This window comes from Nocardioides sp. Z30_9 (assembly GCF_058215735.1).
The window spans coordinates 223,186-240,114 of the sequence record NZ_JBZAJF010000002.1 but is presented as its reverse complement, the minus strand read 5'-3'; the positions used below and the strand labels follow the sequence as shown (position 1 = coordinate 240,114).

The 16,929-nt window shown below is 71.6% G+C and carries 17 protein-coding genes and 1 tRNA gene; 4 read left to right on the top strand and 14 right to left on the bottom strand.

Features of this window, described 5'->3' with window-relative positions:
• Positions 1-4: 4 nt before the first annotated feature.
• The 6 genes from AC4BGB_RS11835 to AC4BGB_RS11810 are packed head-to-tail and all read right to left on the bottom strand — an operon-like array spanning position 5 to position 7,287.
• Positions 5-1,708 (bottom strand): serine/threonine protein kinase, encoded by a 1,704-nt coding sequence (locus AC4BGB_RS11835; RefSeq protein WP_490547054.1) that lies wholly within the window; start codon positions 1,706-1,708, stop codon positions 5-7.
• Positions 1,705-3,195, bottom strand: a complete 1,491-nt coding sequence (locus AC4BGB_RS11830) for a peptidoglycan D,D-transpeptidase FtsI family protein (protein ID WP_490547053.1) — start codon at positions 3,193-3,195, stop codon at positions 1,705-1,707. The genes AC4BGB_RS11835 and AC4BGB_RS11830 overlap by 4 nt, the downstream gene beginning before the upstream one ends.
• Positions 3,192-4,604 carry an FtsW/RodA/SpoVE family cell cycle protein gene (locus AC4BGB_RS11825; RefSeq protein ID WP_490547052.1) on the bottom strand — a complete coding sequence of 471 codons (1,413 nt, stop codon included), beginning with the start codon at positions 4,602-4,604 and terminating at the stop codon, positions 3,192-3,194. The genes AC4BGB_RS11830 and AC4BGB_RS11825 overlap by 4 nt, the downstream gene beginning before the upstream one ends.
• Complete coding sequence (locus tag AC4BGB_RS11820; RefSeq protein ID WP_490547051.1) at positions 4,601-6,043, bottom strand: PP2C family protein-serine/threonine phosphatase; 1,443 nt, start codon at positions 6,041-6,043, stop codon at positions 4,601-4,603. Before AC4BGB_RS11820 ends, AC4BGB_RS11825 begins: the two co-directional genes overlap by 4 nt.
• Positions 6,044-6,074: 31 nt before the next feature.
• Positions 6,075-6,560: an FHA domain-containing protein FhaB/FipA gene (locus tag AC4BGB_RS11815; RefSeq protein WP_490547050.1), complete on the bottom strand. Its 486-nt coding sequence runs from the start codon at positions 6,558-6,560 to the stop codon at positions 6,075-6,077.
• 7 nt (positions 6,561-6,567) lie between these two features.
• On the bottom strand, positions 6,568-7,287 hold the full coding sequence (locus AC4BGB_RS11810; RefSeq protein WP_490547049.1) for an FHA domain-containing protein: 720 nt from the start codon (positions 7,285-7,287) through the stop codon (positions 6,568-6,570).
• A gap of 121 nt (positions 7,288-7,408) precedes the next feature.
• Here AC4BGB_RS11810 and AC4BGB_RS11805 point away from each other — a divergent pair.
• Positions 7,409-7,494: transfer RNA gene (locus AC4BGB_RS11805), tRNA-Leu, on the top strand.
• 164 nt (positions 7,495-7,658) lie between these two features.
• On the opposite strand, the gene AC4BGB_RS11800 is transcribed toward AC4BGB_RS11805, so the two are convergent.
• Together AC4BGB_RS11800 and AC4BGB_RS11795 are read right to left on the bottom strand one after the other, a co-directional pair.
• Entirely contained in the window at positions 7,659-8,249 is a 591-nt protein-coding gene (locus AC4BGB_RS11800) for a sigma factor-like helix-turn-helix DNA-binding protein (protein ID WP_490547048.1), read from the bottom strand.
• The gene (locus AC4BGB_RS11795) at positions 8,246-8,425 is read right to left on the bottom strand and encodes a hypothetical protein (RefSeq protein ID WP_490547047.1); all 180 of its coding nucleotides are present in this window, start codon (positions 8,423-8,425) and stop codon (positions 8,246-8,248) included. Before AC4BGB_RS11795 ends, AC4BGB_RS11800 begins: the two co-directional genes overlap by 4 nt.
• A 200-nt stretch (positions 8,426-8,625) precedes the next feature.
• Between AC4BGB_RS11795 and AC4BGB_RS11790 the strand changes: the two genes are divergently transcribed.
• Positions 8,626-9,567, top strand: coding sequence for a MerR family transcriptional regulator (locus AC4BGB_RS11790; RefSeq protein WP_490547046.1), 942 nt, complete (start codon positions 8,626-8,628; stop codon positions 9,565-9,567).
• Positions 9,568-9,604: 37 nt separating this feature from the next.
• Here the strand turns inward: AC4BGB_RS11790 and AC4BGB_RS11785 are convergent, their stop codons facing one another.
• Together AC4BGB_RS11785 and AC4BGB_RS11780 are read right to left on the bottom strand one after the other, a co-directional pair.
• Complete coding sequence (locus tag AC4BGB_RS11785) at positions 9,605-9,979, bottom strand: hypothetical protein (protein ID WP_490547045.1); 375 nt, start codon at positions 9,977-9,979, stop codon at positions 9,605-9,607.
• 30 nt (positions 9,980-10,009) lie between these two features.
• Complete coding sequence (locus AC4BGB_RS11780; RefSeq protein WP_490547044.1) at positions 10,010-10,450, bottom strand: pyridoxamine 5'-phosphate oxidase family protein; 441 nt, start codon at positions 10,448-10,450, stop codon at positions 10,010-10,012.
• Between the two features lie 70 nt (positions 10,451-10,520).
• Here AC4BGB_RS11780 and AC4BGB_RS11775 point away from each other — a divergent pair, with 70 nt between their 5' ends.
• A complete protein-coding gene (locus tag AC4BGB_RS11775) occupies positions 10,521-12,578 on the top strand; it encodes an acyltransferase family protein (RefSeq protein WP_490547043.1) in 2,058 nt (685 codons plus the stop codon).
• On the opposite strand, the gene AC4BGB_RS11770 is transcribed toward AC4BGB_RS11775, so the two are convergent.
• Positions 12,568-13,485, bottom strand: coding sequence for an oxidoreductase (locus AC4BGB_RS11770; RefSeq protein ID WP_490547042.1), 918 nt, complete (start codon positions 13,483-13,485; stop codon positions 12,568-12,570). The two genes, AC4BGB_RS11775 and AC4BGB_RS11770, sit on opposite strands and share 11 nt — an antisense overlap.
• The gene (locus AC4BGB_RS11765; RefSeq protein ID WP_490547041.1) at positions 13,482-14,663 is read right to left on the bottom strand and encodes an acyl-CoA dehydrogenase family protein; all 1,182 of its coding nucleotides are present in this window, start codon (positions 14,661-14,663) and stop codon (positions 13,482-13,484) included. The genes AC4BGB_RS11770 and AC4BGB_RS11765 overlap by 4 nt, the downstream gene beginning before the upstream one ends.
• Before the next feature lie 36 nt (positions 14,664-14,699).
• On the opposite strand from AC4BGB_RS11765, the gene mgrA reads away from it, so the two are divergent.
• Positions 14,700-15,734 (top strand): L-glyceraldehyde 3-phosphate reductase, encoded by a 1,035-nt coding sequence (gene mgrA, locus AC4BGB_RS11760; RefSeq protein ID WP_490547040.1) that lies wholly within the window; start codon positions 14,700-14,702, stop codon positions 15,732-15,734.
• Between the two features lie 19 nt (positions 15,735-15,753).
• Here the strand turns inward: mgrA and AC4BGB_RS11755 are convergent, their stop codons facing one another.
• Both AC4BGB_RS11755 and AC4BGB_RS11750 read right to left on the bottom strand, forming a co-directional pair.
• Positions 15,754-16,563, bottom strand: a complete 810-nt coding sequence (locus tag AC4BGB_RS11755; RefSeq protein ID WP_490547039.1) for a YidC/Oxa1 family membrane protein insertase — start codon at positions 16,561-16,563, stop codon at positions 15,754-15,756.
• 54 nt (positions 16,564-16,617) lie between these two features.
• Positions 16,618-16,926, bottom strand: coding sequence for a hypothetical protein (locus tag AC4BGB_RS11750; RefSeq protein WP_490547038.1), 309 nt, complete (start codon positions 16,924-16,926; stop codon positions 16,618-16,620).
• Between the last annotated feature and the right edge of the window lie 3 nt (positions 16,927-16,929).

Genomic DNA, 16,929 nt, shown 5'->3' with positions numbered 1-16,929 from the left:
CCGATCAGTCCCCCTTCTGCGACGGCACGGGCCGGCTGGGCGTGACCGTCTCACCCTGCGGGTTCGCCGGCGGTGCCCCCGCCCCGGGTGAGGTCGACTCCTGCGGGGCCTGGGTCCCGGGCTGCTCGGTGGTGCCGCCGGTGCCTGACCCGTTCCCGTTCCCGTTCCCGGAGTCGCCGTCGCCCTGGTTGCCGCCCTGGTTGCCGTTGCCCTGGTTGCCGTTGTCCTGGTTGCCATTGCCCTGGCCCGGGTCCTCCTCGCCGGAATCGCCCTGGTCGCCCTGGTCGCTCTGGTCACCCTGGTCGCCCTGGCCCTGGTCGCCCTGGCCCTGGTCGCCGTCGTCGTCCTGCTCGGGCTCCGTGGGCTCGGCCGGCGCCTCCCCCCAGACCTCGAGGGTGATCGTCGCTCCCGCCGGGACGCTCCCGGTCGGGTTCAGGTCGGCGACCGTGCCGGCCTCCCGGTCGCCGGTGTTGTCCCGGGTGCGGGTCCTGGTCTCCAGCCCGAGGTCCTCCAGGGCTGCCACGGCGTCGTCGACGGGCTCGCCGATGTAGTCGGCGCGCCGCACGCGCACGGTCTCCTCCTCCGGGTCAGCGGGCGCAGAGCTCTCGACGCCGTTCTCGGTGGCGGCGTCGTCGCCGGCCCACGGCTTGGTGACGAGCAGGGCCGCGAGCAGCAGCAGGACGAGCGCCCCGGCGGCGTACAACGGCCAGCGCGAGCGCTTCGGCTGCTCCTCGGGGACGTCCTCCTCCTCGGCGTCCGCGAGCGCGGCGCCTCCCGCGAGGGGCGCAGCGGTGGAGGTGAGCACCTGGGTCGAGTCGTCGAGGGGGGCTCCCAGCGGGACGACCGCGGTCGGCATACCGCCGTCGGCGCACTCGCGCAGGGCCGTCGCGATGGCGGCGCCGTCGGGGTAACGCTGCCGGGGGTCCTTGGCCAGGGCCCGGGTCACCACGGCTGCGAGGCCGGCCGGGACCGAGTCGGGCAGCGGGGGGACGTCCTGCTGGATCTGTGCGAGGGCGGTCGCGATCGGGGTGTCGGCGTTGAACGGCCGCCGTCCGGTCAGGCACTCGAAGAGCACCACCCCGAGGGCGTAGACGTCGCTGGCCGCCGTGGCCTGGTTGCCGCGGGCCTGCTCGGGGGAGAGGTACTGCGGGGTGCCGACGATCTGCCCGGTCTGGGTGAACGCGACCGAGTTGGTGGCCTGGGCGATGCCGAAGTCGGTGATCTTCACCCGGCCGTCCGGCGTGACCAGCAGGTTGGCCGGCTTCACGTCGCGGTGGACCACCCCGGCGGCATGGGCCACGGCCAGGGCCTCAGCGACCTGGAGCGCGAGGCCGCGCGCCACCTCGGGGTCGAAGGGCTGCCCGTTGGCCAGCAGGTCCGAGAGCGGCTTGCCGTCGACGAGCTCCATCACCAGGAACGGGGTGTTCGGGCCGGGGAGCACGCCGTAGTCGAAGACCGAGGCGATCCCGGGGTGGTGAAGGCCGGCGGCGTGCCGGGCCTCGGCCTCGAACCGGGCGCGGAAGGTGGGGTCGTCGGCGTACTCGCGCTTGAGGATCTTGACGGCCACCTCGCGGCCCAGCAGCGCGTCGCGGGCGCGCCAGACCTCGCCCATCCCGCCGGTCGCGATCCGGGAGATGCGCTGGTAGCGCTCACTGGGATCCGTGGGCCCGCCGGGGCTCGTGGGCTGGTCGTCGGGTCCTGGCGTCACTGGTCGATCACCGCTTCCATGACCGCCTTGGCGATGGGAGCGCCGAGACCGCTGCCGGAGATCTGGTCACGGGCCACCCCGGCGTCCTGGACGAGCACGGCGACCGCGACCTGGGAGTTCTGCGCGGGCGCGAACGAGACGAACCAGGCGTACGGCGGCCGATCGGGCGAGCTCTGCGCCGTACCGGTCTTCCCGGCCACCTCCACGCCCGGGATCTGAGCCGGCCGGCCGGTGCCCCTGTCGACGACGGAGACCATCATCTGGCGCAGGTCGCGCGAGGCCGAGGAGCTCATCGCCGGCTGGTCGGGCATCGGCTCGGGCGTGGCCTTGCTGATGTTCTCCAGCTTGGGCGACTTGGTCTCGTCGACCAGGTAGGGCTTCATCACCACTCCGTCGTTGGCGATCCCGGCGGCCACCATCGCCATCTGGAGTGGCGTGGCGGCCACGTCGAACTGCCCGATCGCCGACAGGGCGGTCTGCGGCTCGTCGGGGTCCTCGGGGAAGCGGCTCAGCGACTGCCGGGTCAGGGAGTCGTCGAGCTGGCGGAAGTAGCGCTTGCCGAAGCCGAACTTCTCGGCTGTCTCGCGCAGCTTGTCCGCGCCGATCTTCATCCCCACGTCACCGAACGCGACGTTGCAGGAGACCTCGAGGGCACGGGTGAAGCTGATCTTGTCGCCGCCGCACGAACCCCGGCTCTCGTTGACCAGGTCGCGGGTGGTCAGCGGGAGGTCGAGGCGCGCGCCGCCGGGCACCTGGGTGTCGGGGTCGTACTTGCCGGTGTCGAGGGCGGCGGCCGCGGTGACCAGCTTGAACACCGACCCGGGCGGCAGCACCTCCTCGATCGCGCGGTTGTCCAGCGGATTCAGCGGGTTGGCCTCCAAGCTCCGCTTGGCCTTGCCGGCCGCCGCGAAGTCGTGGCTGGCGATCCGGTTGGGGTTGTAGTTGGGGCTGGAGACCATCGCCAGGATCTTCCCGGTGTTCGGCTCCAGCGCGACCACGGCGCCGCGCACGTTGTCGCCGAGCGCCTTGAGGCCGTCGTACGCCGCCTTCTGCGCCTTGGGGTTCACCGTGAGCGTGACGCTGCCGCCCTTGGGGGGCTCGTTGTCGACCAGGTCGATCACGCGGGTGACGAACAGGCTGGAGTCGCTGCCGGAGAGGATGGAGTTCTCGGTCGCCTCGATCCCGGCCAGTCCCCAGTCGAGGGAGAAGTAGCCGGTGAGGTGGGAGTACTCCAGGCCCTGGGGGTAGACGCGCTGGAACTTGTAGACGTCGTCGGACTTGTTGCTCTCCGCGACCGCCTTGCCCCGGACGAGGATGGGGCCGCGCTCGCGGGAGAACTCGGCGTCGCGGACGCGCTTGTTGTCCGGGTGCTGGCTGAGCGAGGTGAGGTCGTCGGCCTGCCAGTACTGCACGTAGGTCACGTTGACCAGCAGCGCCAGGAACATGAACATCGAGGCGACGGCGAGGTTTCGGATGGGCTTGTTCATCGTTGGACTCTCACCACCTGGGTGGCATCGGCGTCGTAGTCGTCGGGCTCGAGCAGCTCCGGGGGTGGCCTTCGTGCCTGGTCGGAGATGCGCAGCAGCAGCGCCACGATCGCCCAGTTGGCGACCAGGCTGGAGCCGCCCTGGGACAGGAACGGGGTGGTGAGGCCGGTCAGGGGGATCAGCCGGGTGACGCCGCCGATCACCACGAAGACCTGGAGTGCGAAGACGACCGCGAGACCGGTGGCCATCAGCTTGCCGAAGTCGTCACGGCAGATCAGCGCTGTGCGCAGGCCGCGCTCGACCAGGATCCCGTAGAGCAGGATGATCGCCATCACCCCGGTCAGGCCGAGCTCCTCGCCCAGCGAGGGCAGGATGAAGTCCGACCACGACAGCGGGGTGATCTGCGGCTGGCCCTGACCCAGACCGCGTCCGATGAGGCCTCCCCAGCCCATGCCGTAGAGGCCCTGGACCAGCTGGTAGGCGTTGGACTCGCTGTCGAAGGGGTCCAGCCAGGCCGCGACCCGGGACTGCACGTGGCTCAGGGAGAGGTAGCCCAGGTAGGCGCCGCCGACGAACAGGGCCCCACCGATCACCAGCCACCCGGGTCGCTCGGTCGCGACGTAGAGCATCACCAGGAAGAGCCCGAAGAACAGCAAGGAGGAGCCGAGGTCGCGCTGGAAGACCAGGATGCCGAGGGAGACCAGCCACATCGCGACGATCGGGCCCAGGTCACGGCCGCGCGGCAGGTCCACGAACAGGAACCTGCGCCCGGCCAGCGCCAGGGCGTCGCGGTGCTGCACGAGGTAGCCGGCGAACGCGATCACCAGGAGCACCTTGGCGACCTCGCCGGGCTGGAAGCTCAGCGGGCCGACGTTGATCCAGATCCGGGAGCCGTTGATGGTGCGCCCCAGGCCCGGGAGCAGCGGCAGCAGCAGCAGCACGATGGCGGCGAGCCCGAAGGTGTAGGTGAACGCCTGGAGCCGGCGATGGTCGCGAAGTCCGATCAGGACCACCGCGAAGAGCAGGGTCCCCAGCGTCATCCAGATCAGCTGGGCGTCGGCGAAGCCGTTGGCGTCGGGGTTGCGGGCCTGCCGGGCCAGGTCGATGCGGTGGATCATCGCCAGGCCGAGCCCGTTGAGGGCCGAGACGATCGGGAGCAGGATCGGGTCGGCGTACGCCGCGAACTTCCGGACCACGACGTGGCAGCCGATCACCAGGACCGCGAGCCACGAGCCGTAGGTGAGCAGGTTGACCGGCAGGGTGCCGTTGACGCCGAGGTCGACGGCGGCGTACGCCCCGATGCCGACGACCAGGCTGAGCAGCAGCAGGAACAGCTCGGCTCCGCGGCGGCGCCGGTGGACGAAGCCGGTCAGGCCCTGCGGGCTGCGCTCTGGGGATCGGTTGCTCATGGCGACTCGACCTCGGTGCAGTCGGCCGGGCTGGTCGTCGGGGACGACGACGGCGAGGGCGACGGGGCCGCGCGCTGCTGCTTCTTCTCCGACTTCGGGGCCGGGCTGGGACTGGCGCTCGCGCTGGGGGAGGACGACGGAGCCGGTGCCGGAGGCTCTGGGCACAGCTCGAGCCCCTCGAGCCGGGTGAGGATGCCGCGGGCGTCCTCGAGGCTGTTCGCACTGATGCCGTCGCGGACCTGCCGGGCGTTGTAGGTCGGCAGCCGGTCCAGGAGCAGGTCGCTCCTCTCCTCGACCCGGTGCAGGCGGATGCCGGGGAGGTCGGCCTCGACGCCGCGGAAGATCGCCACCACCTCGTCGTCGTTGGCGACGTAGTACTGGCCCTGCGTCCACTTGTAGCCGGCCACCGCGACGATGCCGACCAGGACGGCCACCAGCGCCACCGCGGCCAGGCTCCTCGCCCAGATGAACCGCTTGGGCGGCCGGGGGGCGTAGCGCGCCTCCTCGGGATCGAGATCGGCCCCGGTGCCGGCCCCGTCTGGGCCACCGGCTGAGCCGCCTCTTGGGCCACCTCCTGGGTCGTCGATTGGGTCGAGCTCGCCGGTGTCGGCTGCCCGTGCCGAGCCGCCGGCGGAGCCCGTAGAGCGGCGGCCGGGGCCCTCGGCGGCGGCGCCGACGAGCATGGGGCCGGTGGTCGCCGCGGCCGAGGTGTCGCTGTCGTGGGCGGCGTCGTCGGAGACGACATCCGCGATCACGACCGTCACGTTGTCGGTGCTCCCGGCGTCCAGCGAGGCGTTCACCAGGGCGACCGCAGCCGAGTCGGGGGTCCCCTCGCCCAGCAGGCGGGTGAGCTCCTGGTCCGAGAGCACTCCCGAGCAGCCGTCGGAGCACAGCAGCAGCCGGTCGCCCGCGGCGACCTCGAGGATGAACACGTCCGGTTCGGGCTCGTGCACGCCGTCGACGGCCCGCAGGATCAGGTTGCGGTGCGGGTGGACCCGGGCCTCGTCCTCGGTGATCCGGCCTTCGTCGATCAGGCTCTGCACGAAGGTGTGGTCGGTGGTCAGCTGGGAGAGGCTGCCGTCGCGCAGCAGGTAGCCGCGGCTGTCCCCGACGTGCGCCACGCCGATCTGGGCGCCGTCGAAGATGACCGCAGTGACCGTGGTGCTGGTCCCCTCGAGTGCCGGGGTCTCCTTGACCAGGGCAGCGATCTGGTCGTGGCTGCGGTGGATGGAGCCCGCCAGCGCGCCGAGCATGTCGTCCCCGGGCGCGTTGTCGAGGCGGCGCAGCACGTTGACGGTGGCGCTGCTGGCGACGTCGCCGCTGGCCGACCCGCCGACGCCGTCGGCGACCACCAGCAGGTGGGGACCGGCGTACCCGGAGTCCTGGTTGTCGCGCCGCACCCGACCGACGTCGGAGAGCGCGGAGTAGCGAAGCCTCATGTGGGGCCCAACGGGGAGCCCGGTCGGATGCTCACTTGCGCAGCTCCAGGATCGTCTTCCCGATGCGGACCTGCGTGCCGAGCTGGAGCGTCGTGGGCTGGGTGATCCTGCTGGTGCCCACGTAGGTGCCGTTCGTGGAGCCGAGGTCCTCCACGAACCACTGCTCCCCGGAGCTGGCGATGCGGGCGTGCCTGGTGGAGACGTAGTCGTCGTCGAGGCGGATCGCGGCGTCGTTCCCGCGGCCGATCAGCAGCGGGGCCTGCTCGAGGGAGACGGCCTCACCCTTGTTGCCGCCGTCGACGATGACCACCTGCGTGGGCACGCCGCGACGGGGCTTGGCCGGCTTCGCCTTGGCCTTCGGCCGACGGTCCTGGCGTGAGCGGCCGCGACCGGACTCCTGCCGGGCGACCCGCGCACCGAACATGTCGGAGCGGATCACCGAGATGCAGGAGAGCACGAAGATCCACAGGATCGCCAGATAGGCGAGCCGAATCAGGAACAGGGTCAGCTCGGACAAGTCACACTCACCCTTGGTTGAGGTGCAGGGACATGGTCGTGTTGCCGATCTTCATCGTCGCACCATCGGTGAGGGTGGCCTTCTCGACTCGCTTGCCGTTGACCAGGACGCCGTTGGTGGAGCCCAGGTCGTGGACGGTGATGCGGGGCAGCTCGCCCGGCGTCAGAGCCTCCTCCACCCGGATCTCGATGTGCTTGCGCGACACGCCCGGATCGTCGATTCGGAGGTCGGCGTCGTTCCCTCGGCCCACCACGATGCCGGGAGGCGCCAGCGGGAGGTTCTCCCCGTTGATCGCCAAGGTGGCGGTGGCCCGGCGTACCTGGGTGTCGGTGGGGTCGCCTGCCGCGAGACTGGAGCTCGAGACCGCCTTGCTCCGGATCCGGAACCGCCCCGTGGTGAGGTCGTCGCTGACCTCGAGGGCGATCTTGACCGGGCCGGTGAAGACGTAGGACTGCTGGGCGGCGTGCTCGCGCAGCATCTCGGTGAGCTCTCGGGGCAGCTGGGCACCGAGCGCCTCGAGGCGCTCGTGGTCGCTGGCGGAGAGCTCCACCTCGAACGCGTTGGGCACCAGTCGGCGGTCGCGGCTGAGGATCTGCGCGGAGTTGTCCACCTCGCGGTTCAGCGCGGAGGCGATCTCGACTGGTTGCACAGCGCTGCGGAAGGTCCGGGCGAAGATGCCCGAGATCATCTGCTCGAGCCTGTTCTCGAATCGTTGCAGTGCACTCACGGCGGCCTCCCCTCAGGTTTCTACCGATCGGGCGTTCCCGCGATCGTATCCGGACAGTGCGACCGTTCAGGTCCCGGTTTGGGTCACTGAGACGACGTGGGATAGCCTGACGTCGCTTCTGGCGCGAGTGGCGGAATGGCAGACGCGCACGGTTCAGGTCCGTGTGCCCGAGAGGGCGTGGGGGTTCAACTCCCCCCTCGCGCACCAGAGAAGTGAGGCCCGGTCACCCCGAGAGTGGTGACCGGGCCGGTTCACTTCCCGACCTGCTCCGGTGGGCAGGCGGTGCCCCCGGCGTGGGCCGGCGCACGCGGCCGCCTCGCCGGCAGCCGGGCGGAGACCCGGCACCGTTCGAGTGAACGGTCCGGGAAGGCTCAGCCGGTCGCGGCCGCGGGCCCGCCGCTCGAGAGCACGCCGAGCTCGCGCAGCCCCGCGGTCAGCGACCGGGCCACCGTCGCCGGGGAGACGCCGATCAGGGCGGCTGCCTCGCGGTGGGTGTGACCGCCGAAGACGCACAGCGCCAGACAGGCACGCTGGAGCTGGGCGAGCTGTCCGAGCCACACCATCGAGGCGGGCAGGCGCAGCGACCAGGGCGCCTGGTCGTCGAGCTCCTGGCAGTGCAGGTAGACGTGCCGCGCGAGGTCGCGGCGGATCTCGTTGGGTGACCCCTGTCCTCCGGAGGCGGTGACGTCGGCCATTCCGCGCTCGACGGCCCGCGCGGCGGCGAGGTCGTTGCCGAGCAGGGCGCGAGCCAGGGCGTAGGCCGCTGCACCGTGGCCCTCCCAGAGGTCGTTCGCCCGCAGCCGGTTCCGTGCCTCCTCGGCCGCACCGTCCTGGGGCCGCAGCTGGGCGGGCGTGAAGCCGGTCCTCATCCCGATGCGGATGCGGTGGGCTCCGCCCCGGTCGCCGCGACGGCCTGCCGTCAGCCGCGCGCGGTCCACGTCCCTGCGGTGGCGCCCGGTCATCGCGACCCCCCGGTCCGGGCCAGGTCCTCGACCGTCTGGTCATAGAGGGTCTGCGCCGCGCACACCAGCCGGGCGGCGACGGCCTCGGTCTTGCCGGCGGTCAGGAACGTGCAGAAGTCGGCGAACTCGACAGCCGACTCCAGCTCGCTGCACAGCTCCTGCCGTACGCGCTCCACCCGTTCGGCGGCATACCAGGGAGCTCGGGTCGGCGGAGGTAGGTGGGCAATATGGCCATGCCGCGCTGGTGGGTTCATCCCGAGAGCCTCCTGGGCGTCCGCCGTGATTTAACGGATGAGGGTGATGTCAAACATAAGCGGGGACGTGGGGCGTGTCTAGGGTTTGATTAGGGTTGAATCTGGTTTACTCTGCACAAACCATGTACACGATCAAGCAGGCGGCACGCCTCACCGGGATTCCCGAGTCCTCACTGCGGTCATGGGAGAAGCGGTACGCCGTCGTTGAGCCGCACCGCAGTGCCTCCGGCTACCGCCTCTACGATCCCGAGGCGCTGGCCGTGCTCTCCGCCATGCGCCGGCTCGTCGACGACGGGTGGTCCCCGGCGGAGGCGGCGCGAGCAGTGCGCGGTCGCGGGGAGGCGCTGCCGCAGCCGCCGGCGGACCGCGTCCCGCGACAGCACCTGGAGGAGGGCGAGCGGCCCGACCACGCGATTCCACCCGCCGACGCGCTCCCGCCCGCGATGGCGCTGATGCAGCAGTTCCTCCAGGGTGCGGCCGAGCTGGACGAAGCACTCGTGGAGGGCGCCCTCGACCAGGCGTTCTCCCTGGGCTCGTTCGAGCACGTCGTGGACTCCTGGCTCTTCCCGACCCTCGAAGCGCTGGGTGAGGCCTGGGCGGGAGGCGAGATCGACGTCGCCGGCGAGCACGCGGCCAGTCACGCCGTGCACCGGCGGCTCTCGGCGGCGTTCGACGCGGCGGGGAGCCGGGCCCGCGGCCCGGCGGTGGTGGTCGGGCTGCCTGCGGGCAGCCAGCACGAGCTCGGGGCACTGGCCTTCGCGACCGCGATCCGCAGAAGGGGGCTCAACGTGCTCTACCTCGGTGCCAACGTCCCGGTGAGCAGCTGGGACACTGCCGTGCGCAGCCATGCGGCACGGGCAGCGGTGCTGGCGGTGGTCACCGAGGAGGACCGGGCCCAAGCCGTCCGGGTCGCCGAGCGACTGCGCAGCGAGCATCCCGGGCTGCTGGTGTGCTCCGGGGGTGCCTCAGGAGCCGGGCTGCCGGAGGGTGTGCGCCCGCTCGCGGCGAAGATCCGCATCGCCGCCGAGGAGATCGACGACCTCCTCCACGCGGACAGCGCCTAGCCCGCCCGGGCGGTGTCCACGGCGGTTCCGGGTCGGGTCAGGCGAGCACGATCCACAGGCCGAGGAGGCCGGGGACCAGACCCAGGGCCAGCCACGGGGTCAACGGTGGCTTCTGGTGGATGGCCCTGGCCGTGACCACGGCGAGGACGCCGATGATCGCTGCGATCACGTTCAGGCCGATGCGGGCGTCGAGGCGCGACTCGGGCATGTAGACCGCGGCGAGCACCAGGCCGCCTGCGAGGTGCAGGATCGTGGTGACCGCGAGGACCGACATCACCCAGCGCTGGACGTTGGTCAGCGACTCCTTCGTGGACTGCGACCGCCGGTGGCTCTGCGCGACGTCTGCGGGGTCGAGCAGGTGCCGCGGACGCCGTACGGGCGTCTGGGTCGGAAGGTTGTTCTGGGGGTTCACGACTAGATTCTAGTCCGCTCCGGACCCGCGTCACAGGGTGCGTCGGACGGGCATCTCGTTGTCGTGGGTCCACCCCTGACCCAGGCGCCTGCCGCTGAGCTCCTCCCACCGGAGGCGGACGTAGAGGGAGCGGTCCCCGCCCGCCCACGGCCGCGGGTCCCAGGTGCGCTGGACCGCTGCCAGCTCGTCAGCCTCCTCGATCGGCTCGGCCTTGCCGAGGGCCACCACGCTCCACCCCTTGTGGTCGGAGTAGTCGACGTGGTCGACCTCGAAGGCGATCGTCGCGTGCCAGTCGTGGGTCGCGACGACGCCGGTGGCCGAGGTCCGGAAGACCACCGCCTCGCCGACCACGCTGTAGTTCACCGGCAGGATGCGTGGACCTGCCGGCGTACACACCGCGACGCGACCGAACACACCACCGCCCAACAGCTCTCGACACTTCGCGTAGGACAGCTCGACCGGTGGCTCCATGCCCAGATTGTCCGACACGCTCCGCAAGGGCGGGAGGGCCGAAGGTCCCGGCCTTTTGTAGGCTCAGGCGGTGCGCCAGGAGATTCAGGGCCTTCGGGCGGTCGCCGTGCTCCTGGTTGTCCTGTTCCACCTGTGGCCCAACCGGGTGCCCGGTGGATACGTCGGTGTCGACGTCTTCTTCGTGATCAGCGGGTTCCTGATCACCGCGCACCTCCTGCGTGAGGTGGAGCGCGACGGCTCGGTCAGCCTCGCCAGGTTCTGGGCCCGGCGGATCCGGCGACTGCTTCCCGCGGCGTACGTCGTCCTCGTGGTCACCGCCCTCGGGGTGCTCGTGCTGGTGCCGCGCCTGCTCTGGGAGCAGTTCTTCGGCGAGATCCTGGCCGCGGCTCTCTATGTCGAGAACTGGCAGCTGGCGCTGAACTCGGTCGACTACCTCGCCTCGGAGGACGCCCCCTCGCCGGCCCAGCACTACTGGACCCTCTCGGCCGAGGAGCAGTTCTACCTGCTGTGGCCGCTGCTGGTGCTCGGCGGGCTGTGGCTGGCCCGACGCCGCGCCCGACGCGGCGCCGGCGTGGCCTCCGCGCGCCGCAGCGTGCTCGCCGTCCTGGCCCTGACCACGGGCGCCTCGCTCGCGTTCTCCCTGTGGATCACCGCGGCCAACCCGGCGCAGGCCTACTTCGTCACCCCGGCCCGCGCCTGGGAGTTCGGGGCCGGTGCCCTGCTGGCCTTCGCCCCGGCCGCGGCCTCGAAGCTGCCGGACGCGGCCCGCGCGTTGGCGGGCTGGGTGGCCCTGGTGGCCCTGCTGGTGAGCTCCCTGGTCCTCGACGACAAGACCCCGATGCCGGGGACGGCGGCGGTGTGGGTGGTGGTGGCCTCGGTCGTCCTGATCTGGGTGGAGGACCCGAAGGTCGCCTGGTCGCCCTCGCGGCTCCTGGTCCAGGCTCCGGCGCGCTACGTCGGGGACATCAGCTACGCCGTCTACCTGTGGCACTGGCCCCTGATCATCCTGCTTCCCTACCTCACCGACCACCCGCTCCGGACCATCGACAAGCTCTCCGTCCTGATGGCCACGATCGGGCTGTCCGCGATCACCAAGCGTTGGGTGGAGGATCCGGTCCGCGCCGCCCGTCGCCTCGGCCTCGCCCGCAGTGGCGTCACCTTCGGGTACGCCGCGGCGGGCGCCCTGCTGCTCACGGCGCTGTGCGTCGTGCCGCGCGAGCAGGTGGCCGCCGAGGAGGCGGAGACGCTCCGGGTCGCCCAGCAGCTGGCCGACGACGCGGGGCCGTGCTTCGGTGCCGCGGCCCGTGATCCCCGGGCCAAGGGGTGCCCGGAGGAGGTGGGGCAGGTCATCCCCTCACCCGCTACCGCGCGGGACGACCGTCCGCCGTACCAGGAGTGCTTCGACGAGTTCCGCAAGGGGAAGTTCGACCCCTGCAGCTTCGGCAAGCCCCGTCCCGGCGTACCCCACGTCGCGCTGGTCGGCGACTCCCACGCAGGGGTGCTGATGGCGGCCCTGGACCGTCTGGTCGAGACGAAGCGGATCACCGTGGAGCTGTTCGTCCTCGGGGACTGCCCCTGGACGAGCCACCCGGTCTTCCCGAACTCGCTGACCGCGGACTCCTGCCGCACCTTCCGGGCCGCGCTGGCCAAGCACCTCGACGACCGGGCCACCGACTACGACCTCGTGCTGACCTCGCTGAGGGAGACCACGATGCGGGGCAGCCACACCGCCCGGGTCCAGGGGCTGCGCGACGCCTGGAAGCGGGTCACCGATCAGGGAGTGCCCGTGGTCGCGGTGCGCGACAACCCGCAGAAGCGCCGTCCCAGGCTGAACCCCAACTTCTGCCTGGCCGAGGTGTCGGCAGGAGAGGCGAACAAGAAGTGCGCCCTGGACCGGGTGCAGGCCCACGACCAGGTGTTCAGCTCGCTCGCCGGGGCCGTCCAGCAGACGCCGAGGACCGAGCTGGTCGACCTGACGTCGTTCTACTGCGACGCCCGGACGTGCCCGGTGGTGATCGGCGGGGTCAACGTCTACGCCGACAACCACCACATCACCGCGACCTACGCCCGCACGCTCGCGCCGTACCTCTACCGCGCCCTGGTGGCCACGGGCGCGCTCAAGCGGTGAACTCGTAGGACACGCCGGTCTTGGTCTCGGAGAGGTCCCACAGCTCGCGCGCGAGCTCGGCGTTGCGGGCGTGCCGGCTCTGCTTGGCCGCGCCCAGCCGCCCCCGGCTCTCCATCAGCCAGGTCGGGCCGGTGTAGCTGTCCGGCTCGGCGAGCGTCGCGGCGTACAGCGTGGGGTTGGCGCCCGCGGTCGAGGACTGAAGCACCAGCGGCAGCAGCAGTGGGCTCAGCCTGCGGACGACGGGGTTGGCGCCCATGCCGTCGGGGGACCCGACGAGGTTGGTCGCGGAGACGCCGGGGTGGCACGCGACGGCGGTGAGCCTGGAGCTGGCCTCGGTGGCGCGGCGGTGCAGCTCGTGGGTGAACAGCAGGTTCGCGAGCTTGCTGTTGCCGTAGGTGCGCTGGGGCTCGTACGACGCCCGGGGGTTGCCCTCGAGCACGGACTCGTCGCCGCGGTGGTGGGCGATCGAGGCCACCGTGACCACGCGCGGGGCGGGGGCGGCCAGCAGGGAGGGGAGCAGCAGCCCGGTGAGCGCGAAGTGGCCGAGGTGGTTGGTGCCGAACTGCAGCTCGTGGCCGTCCGCGGTCTCGCGGTACTTCGGGGGCGTCATCACGCCGGCGTTGTTCACCAGCAGGTCCAGCGGCCCCTCGAACCGGTCCACGAACCGCTGGATCGACTTCTGGGAGGCGAGGTCGAGCTCCTCGACGGTGGTGACACCTGGCATCTTGATCGCGGCCTCGCGGCCCGATTCGGTCTTGCGGCAGGCGAGCACGACCTCGGCGCCGTGGTCAGCGAGCGCGCGGGCGGCGTGGAAGCCGATGCCGGAGTTGGCACCGGTGACCAGGGCGCGGGTGCCGGTCAGGTCGGGCAGGTCCTTGGCGGTGAAGCCGGCGGGTGCGGGGCTCATCGTTCCTCCTGGGAATCGGTGTGCAGGCGACCGGAGCGGTCCTTGGTGAGCGAGCGGCTGATCACCAGTCGCTGGATCTGGTTGGTGCCCTCGAAGATCTGGGTCACCTTGGCCTCGCGCATGAACCGCTCGACCGGGAAGTCGCGGGTGTAGCCGTAGCCGCCGAGCACCTGCACGGCGTCGGTGGTCACCTTCATCGCCGCGTCGGTGGCGGTGAGCTTGGCGATCGAGGCCTCCCGGGAGAACGGCAGCCCCCGGTCCTTGAGCCGGGCCGCGTGCAGCATCATCGCCCGGGCGCCCTGCACCGCGGCCTCCATGTCGGCGAGCAGGAACGCCAGGCCCTGGAAGTCGATGATCGGCCGGCCGAACTGCTCCCGCTCACCCGCGTAGGCCACGGCGTGGTCCAGCGCCGCCTGCCCGAGGCCGACCGCGACGGCCGCGATCCCGAGGCGTCCGGAGTCCAGGCCGGCCAGGGCGATCTTGAGGCCGTCACCCTCCTTGCCGAGGAGCCGCTCGGCGGGCACGCGCACGTCCTCGAAGCGCATCGTCGCCGTGGCGGAGCCGGTCAGGCCCATCTTGCGCTCCGGCGGGTCGGCGACCAGTCCCTCGGTGTCCGCGGGCACCAGGAAGCAGGAGATCCCGTTGCGGTCCTCGGAGGTCCGGGCCATCACCTTGTAGAAGTCGGCGTGGCCGCCGTGGGTGGTCCACGCCTTGGCGCCGTTGATCACGTACTCGTCGCCGTCGCGCCGGGCGAAGGTCCTCATCGCGGAGGGGTCCGAGCCGGCGTGCGCCTCGGAGAGGCAGTACGCGCCGAGCAGCTCCCCGCCCAGCATGTCGGGCAGCCACGCCTTCCGCTGCTCCTCGGTGCCGGCGGTGGCCAGGCCGAAGCAGGACAGGGCGTGCACCGAGACGCCGACCCCGACGCTGGCCCACACGGTCGCGATCTCCTCGACCACCTGGAGGTAGACCTCGTAGGGCTGCCCCCCGCCGCCGTACTCCTCCGGGTAGGGCAGGCCGAGCAGTCCGGCGCGGCCCAGGGTGCGGAACGTCTCGCGCGGGAAGGTCTCGGTCTCCTCCGCCCGGGCGACGGTGGGGAGGAGCTCGCGCTCGCTGATCTCGCGCACCAGCTCGACCAGGGCGGTGGCCTCCTCGGACGGGAGCACACGGGTTGCCGGCATGTTCGACACCCTAGTTGGACCCTGCACAATGGCCCGATGGGTGACTACGAGCCGTCCGTTGACCGATACGACGGGGATCGGTACCGCTACTGCGGCCGGAGCGGCCTGCAGCTGCCCGCGCTGTCCCTGGGCCTGTGGCAGAACTTCGGCGAGGACCGCCCCGAGGAGACCCAGCGCGCCATCCTGCGGCGCGCCTTCGACCGCGGGGTCACGCACTTCGACCTCGCCAACAACTACGGCCCGCCCTACGGCCGCGCGGAGGAGAACTTCGGGAAGTTCCTGCGCACCGACTTCTTGCACCTGCGCGACGAGCTGGTGGTCTCCACGAAAGCCGGCTACGACATGTGGCCCGGCCCCTACGGGCAGGGCGGCGGGTCCCGCAAGTACATGCTCGCCTCGCTCGACCAGTCCCTGGGACGGCTGGGGCTGGACTACGTGGACATCTTCTACAGCCACCGGTTCGACCCGCACACCCCGGTCGAGGAGACGATGCAGGCCCTCGACACGGCGGTGCGCTCGGGCCGGGCGCTGTACGCCGGCATCTCCTCCTACAGCGCCGCGAGGACCAGGGAGGCCGCCGTGATCGCGCGCGAGCTCGGCACGCCGTTGCTGATCCACCAGCCGTCGTACTCGATGCTGAACCGGTGGATCGAGGAGGACCTGCTCGACGAGCTCGAGGAGCAGGGGATGGGCTGCATCGTGTTCACCGCGCTGGCCCAGGGGCTGCTCACCGACCGCTACCTCGACGGCGTCCCGGCTGACTCGCGGGCGGCCCGCAGCGGCAGCACCATCGCCGAGGACCACCTCGACGAGGCGACGCTGAACCACGTGCGGCAGCTCAACGAGATCGCCGCGGCCCGCGGGCAGAAGCTGGCCCAGCTCGCGTTGCAGTGGGCGCTGCGCGACCCGCGGGTGACCTCGGCGGTGATCGGCGCCTCCTCGGTGGAGCAGCTCGACACCAACCTCGACGCCCTCGAAGGACCGCCGTTGAGCGACGAGGAGCTCGCGGCGATCGACCAGCACGCGGTCGACGCCGGCATCAACCTGTGGGCGAGCTCGACGAAGGAGTAGGTAGGGCCACCCCGTCCGATCAGCTCGGGGCTGTGCGTGTGGCCGCCGGCGATCCCGGGGTGGGGAACCACCGCCACACGACCGCTGACTGGACCAGTGTCCAGCCCGCGTTGCTCACCCAGTAGACGAGCAGCGCGACCGGGACGAGTCCTCCGGCGACCAGGAGACCGATGGCGGAGACCGCTGGCAGCAGCTGCTGGACCCGAGCCATCGCATCCGGCACGTCGGTTGCCACCAGATTCGGCGCGACCAGGAACCGCTGCGTGACGTAGGAGAGCAGGGCCGCTGTGCCCGCCAGCGCAGCAACCACGGCGAAGTGCGTCCAGCTGCCACCGAGATAGCCGCGCTCGGCCAGCGGGACCCCCAGGAGGGTGGCCGCAGCCAGGGAGGTGGCCAGGCCCGGGCCGACTGCGCCGACCGAAAGCCCGCCGGCGAGGTCGGCGACCAGGTGATAGAGGGCCAGCCAGATCGGGATCTGGACGACCAGCGGCCACACGCCCCAGCGGGAGACCTTGTGCTCGGCTGCGATGCGGCGTCGCTCGAGCAGGAACGCGCGCACGCTCTCGGGGTCCCGGGAGTGGCGCATGCGCCGCCGGTGTCGGTCGGTGAGCTCGGTGAGCTGCGGCCGTGCTCGGGCCAGGGCGTGGGCCTGGCGCACGCCGTGGACGGCCAGTGGCAGCAGGGCGACCCGCACCGTGACCACGACGGTCATCAGGCACAGGACCCAGGTCGTACCGGAATCGGGATCGAGCCCCAGTGAGGTCAGGAAGGTGTGGGCGGCAGCGATCGTGGCTGCGAGGACGTGCGAGATCGGGTCGAGAACAGACATGGGAGTGCTCCTGGAGTGAAGGGATGGACGGACCTGGTTCGCGCGGGGCGAATCTCAGGCCAGTCCAGGAGCACGAGGTCGAAGCGGGTGGTGAACCGGGTCCGGGGCCCCTCCATGGAGGACCGGGACCGTGCGACGCAGGGCGGCGGGTGGCGCTGCTGCGGCGCGGGTCGTGCGTGCGACTCCGTGGAGACCGAACCTGGTCACCGCGGCGAAGGCCAGGGTCACGACCGCCAGGGTCGCTGATCCTGCGAGATCCGGTCCGGCAAGCAGCGGGGGCAGCAGCAGGGCGAGCAGACCGGCCAGAACGGTCGCGAGCGCCAGCGAGCTTCGCTGTGTCGCGTGCTCCGGGGGCCGGCCCATGCC

Bases quoted from the DNA above. Each gene is read 5' to 3' on its own strand.
- AC4BGB_RS11830 (WP_490547053.1), bottom strand. From the start codon at position 3,195: ATGAACAAGCCCATCCGAAACCTCGCCGTCGCCTCGATGTTCATGTTC.
- AC4BGB_RS11825 (WP_490547052.1), bottom strand. From the start codon at position 4,604: ATGAGCAACCGATCCCCAGAGCGCAGCCCGCAGGGCCTGACCGGCTTC.
- AC4BGB_RS11820 (WP_490547051.1), bottom strand. From the start codon at position 6,043: ATGAGGCTTCGCTACTCCGCGCTCTCCGACGTCGGTCGGGTGCGGCGC.
- AC4BGB_RS11800 (WP_490547048.1), bottom strand. From the start codon at position 8,249: ATGACCGGGCGCCACCGCAGGGACGTGGACCGCGCGCGGCTGACGGCA.
- AC4BGB_RS11790 (WP_490547046.1), top strand. From the start codon at position 8,626: ATGTACACGATCAAGCAGGCGGCACGCCTCACCGGGATTCCCGAGTCC.
- AC4BGB_RS11780 (WP_490547044.1), bottom strand. From the start codon at position 10,450: ATGGAGCCACCGGTCGAGCTGTCCTACGCGAAGTGTCGAGAGCTGTTG.
- AC4BGB_RS11770 (WP_490547042.1), bottom strand. From the start codon at position 13,485: ATGAGCCCCGCACCCGCCGGCTTCACCGCCAAGGACCTGCCCGACCTG.
- AC4BGB_RS11765 (WP_490547041.1), bottom strand. From the start codon at position 14,663: ATGCCGGCAACCCGTGTGCTCCCGTCCGAGGAGGCCACCGCCCTGGTC.
- mgrA (WP_490547040.1), top strand. From the start codon at position 14,700: ATGGGTGACTACGAGCCGTCCGTTGACCGATACGACGGGGATCGGTAC.
- AC4BGB_RS11755 (WP_490547039.1), bottom strand. From the start codon at position 16,563: ATGTCTGTTCTCGACCCGATCTCGCACGTCCTCGCAGCCACGATCGCT.
- AC4BGB_RS11750 (WP_490547038.1), bottom strand. From the start codon at position 16,926: ATGGGCCGGCCCCCGGAGCACGCGACACAGCGAAGCTCGCTGGCGCTC.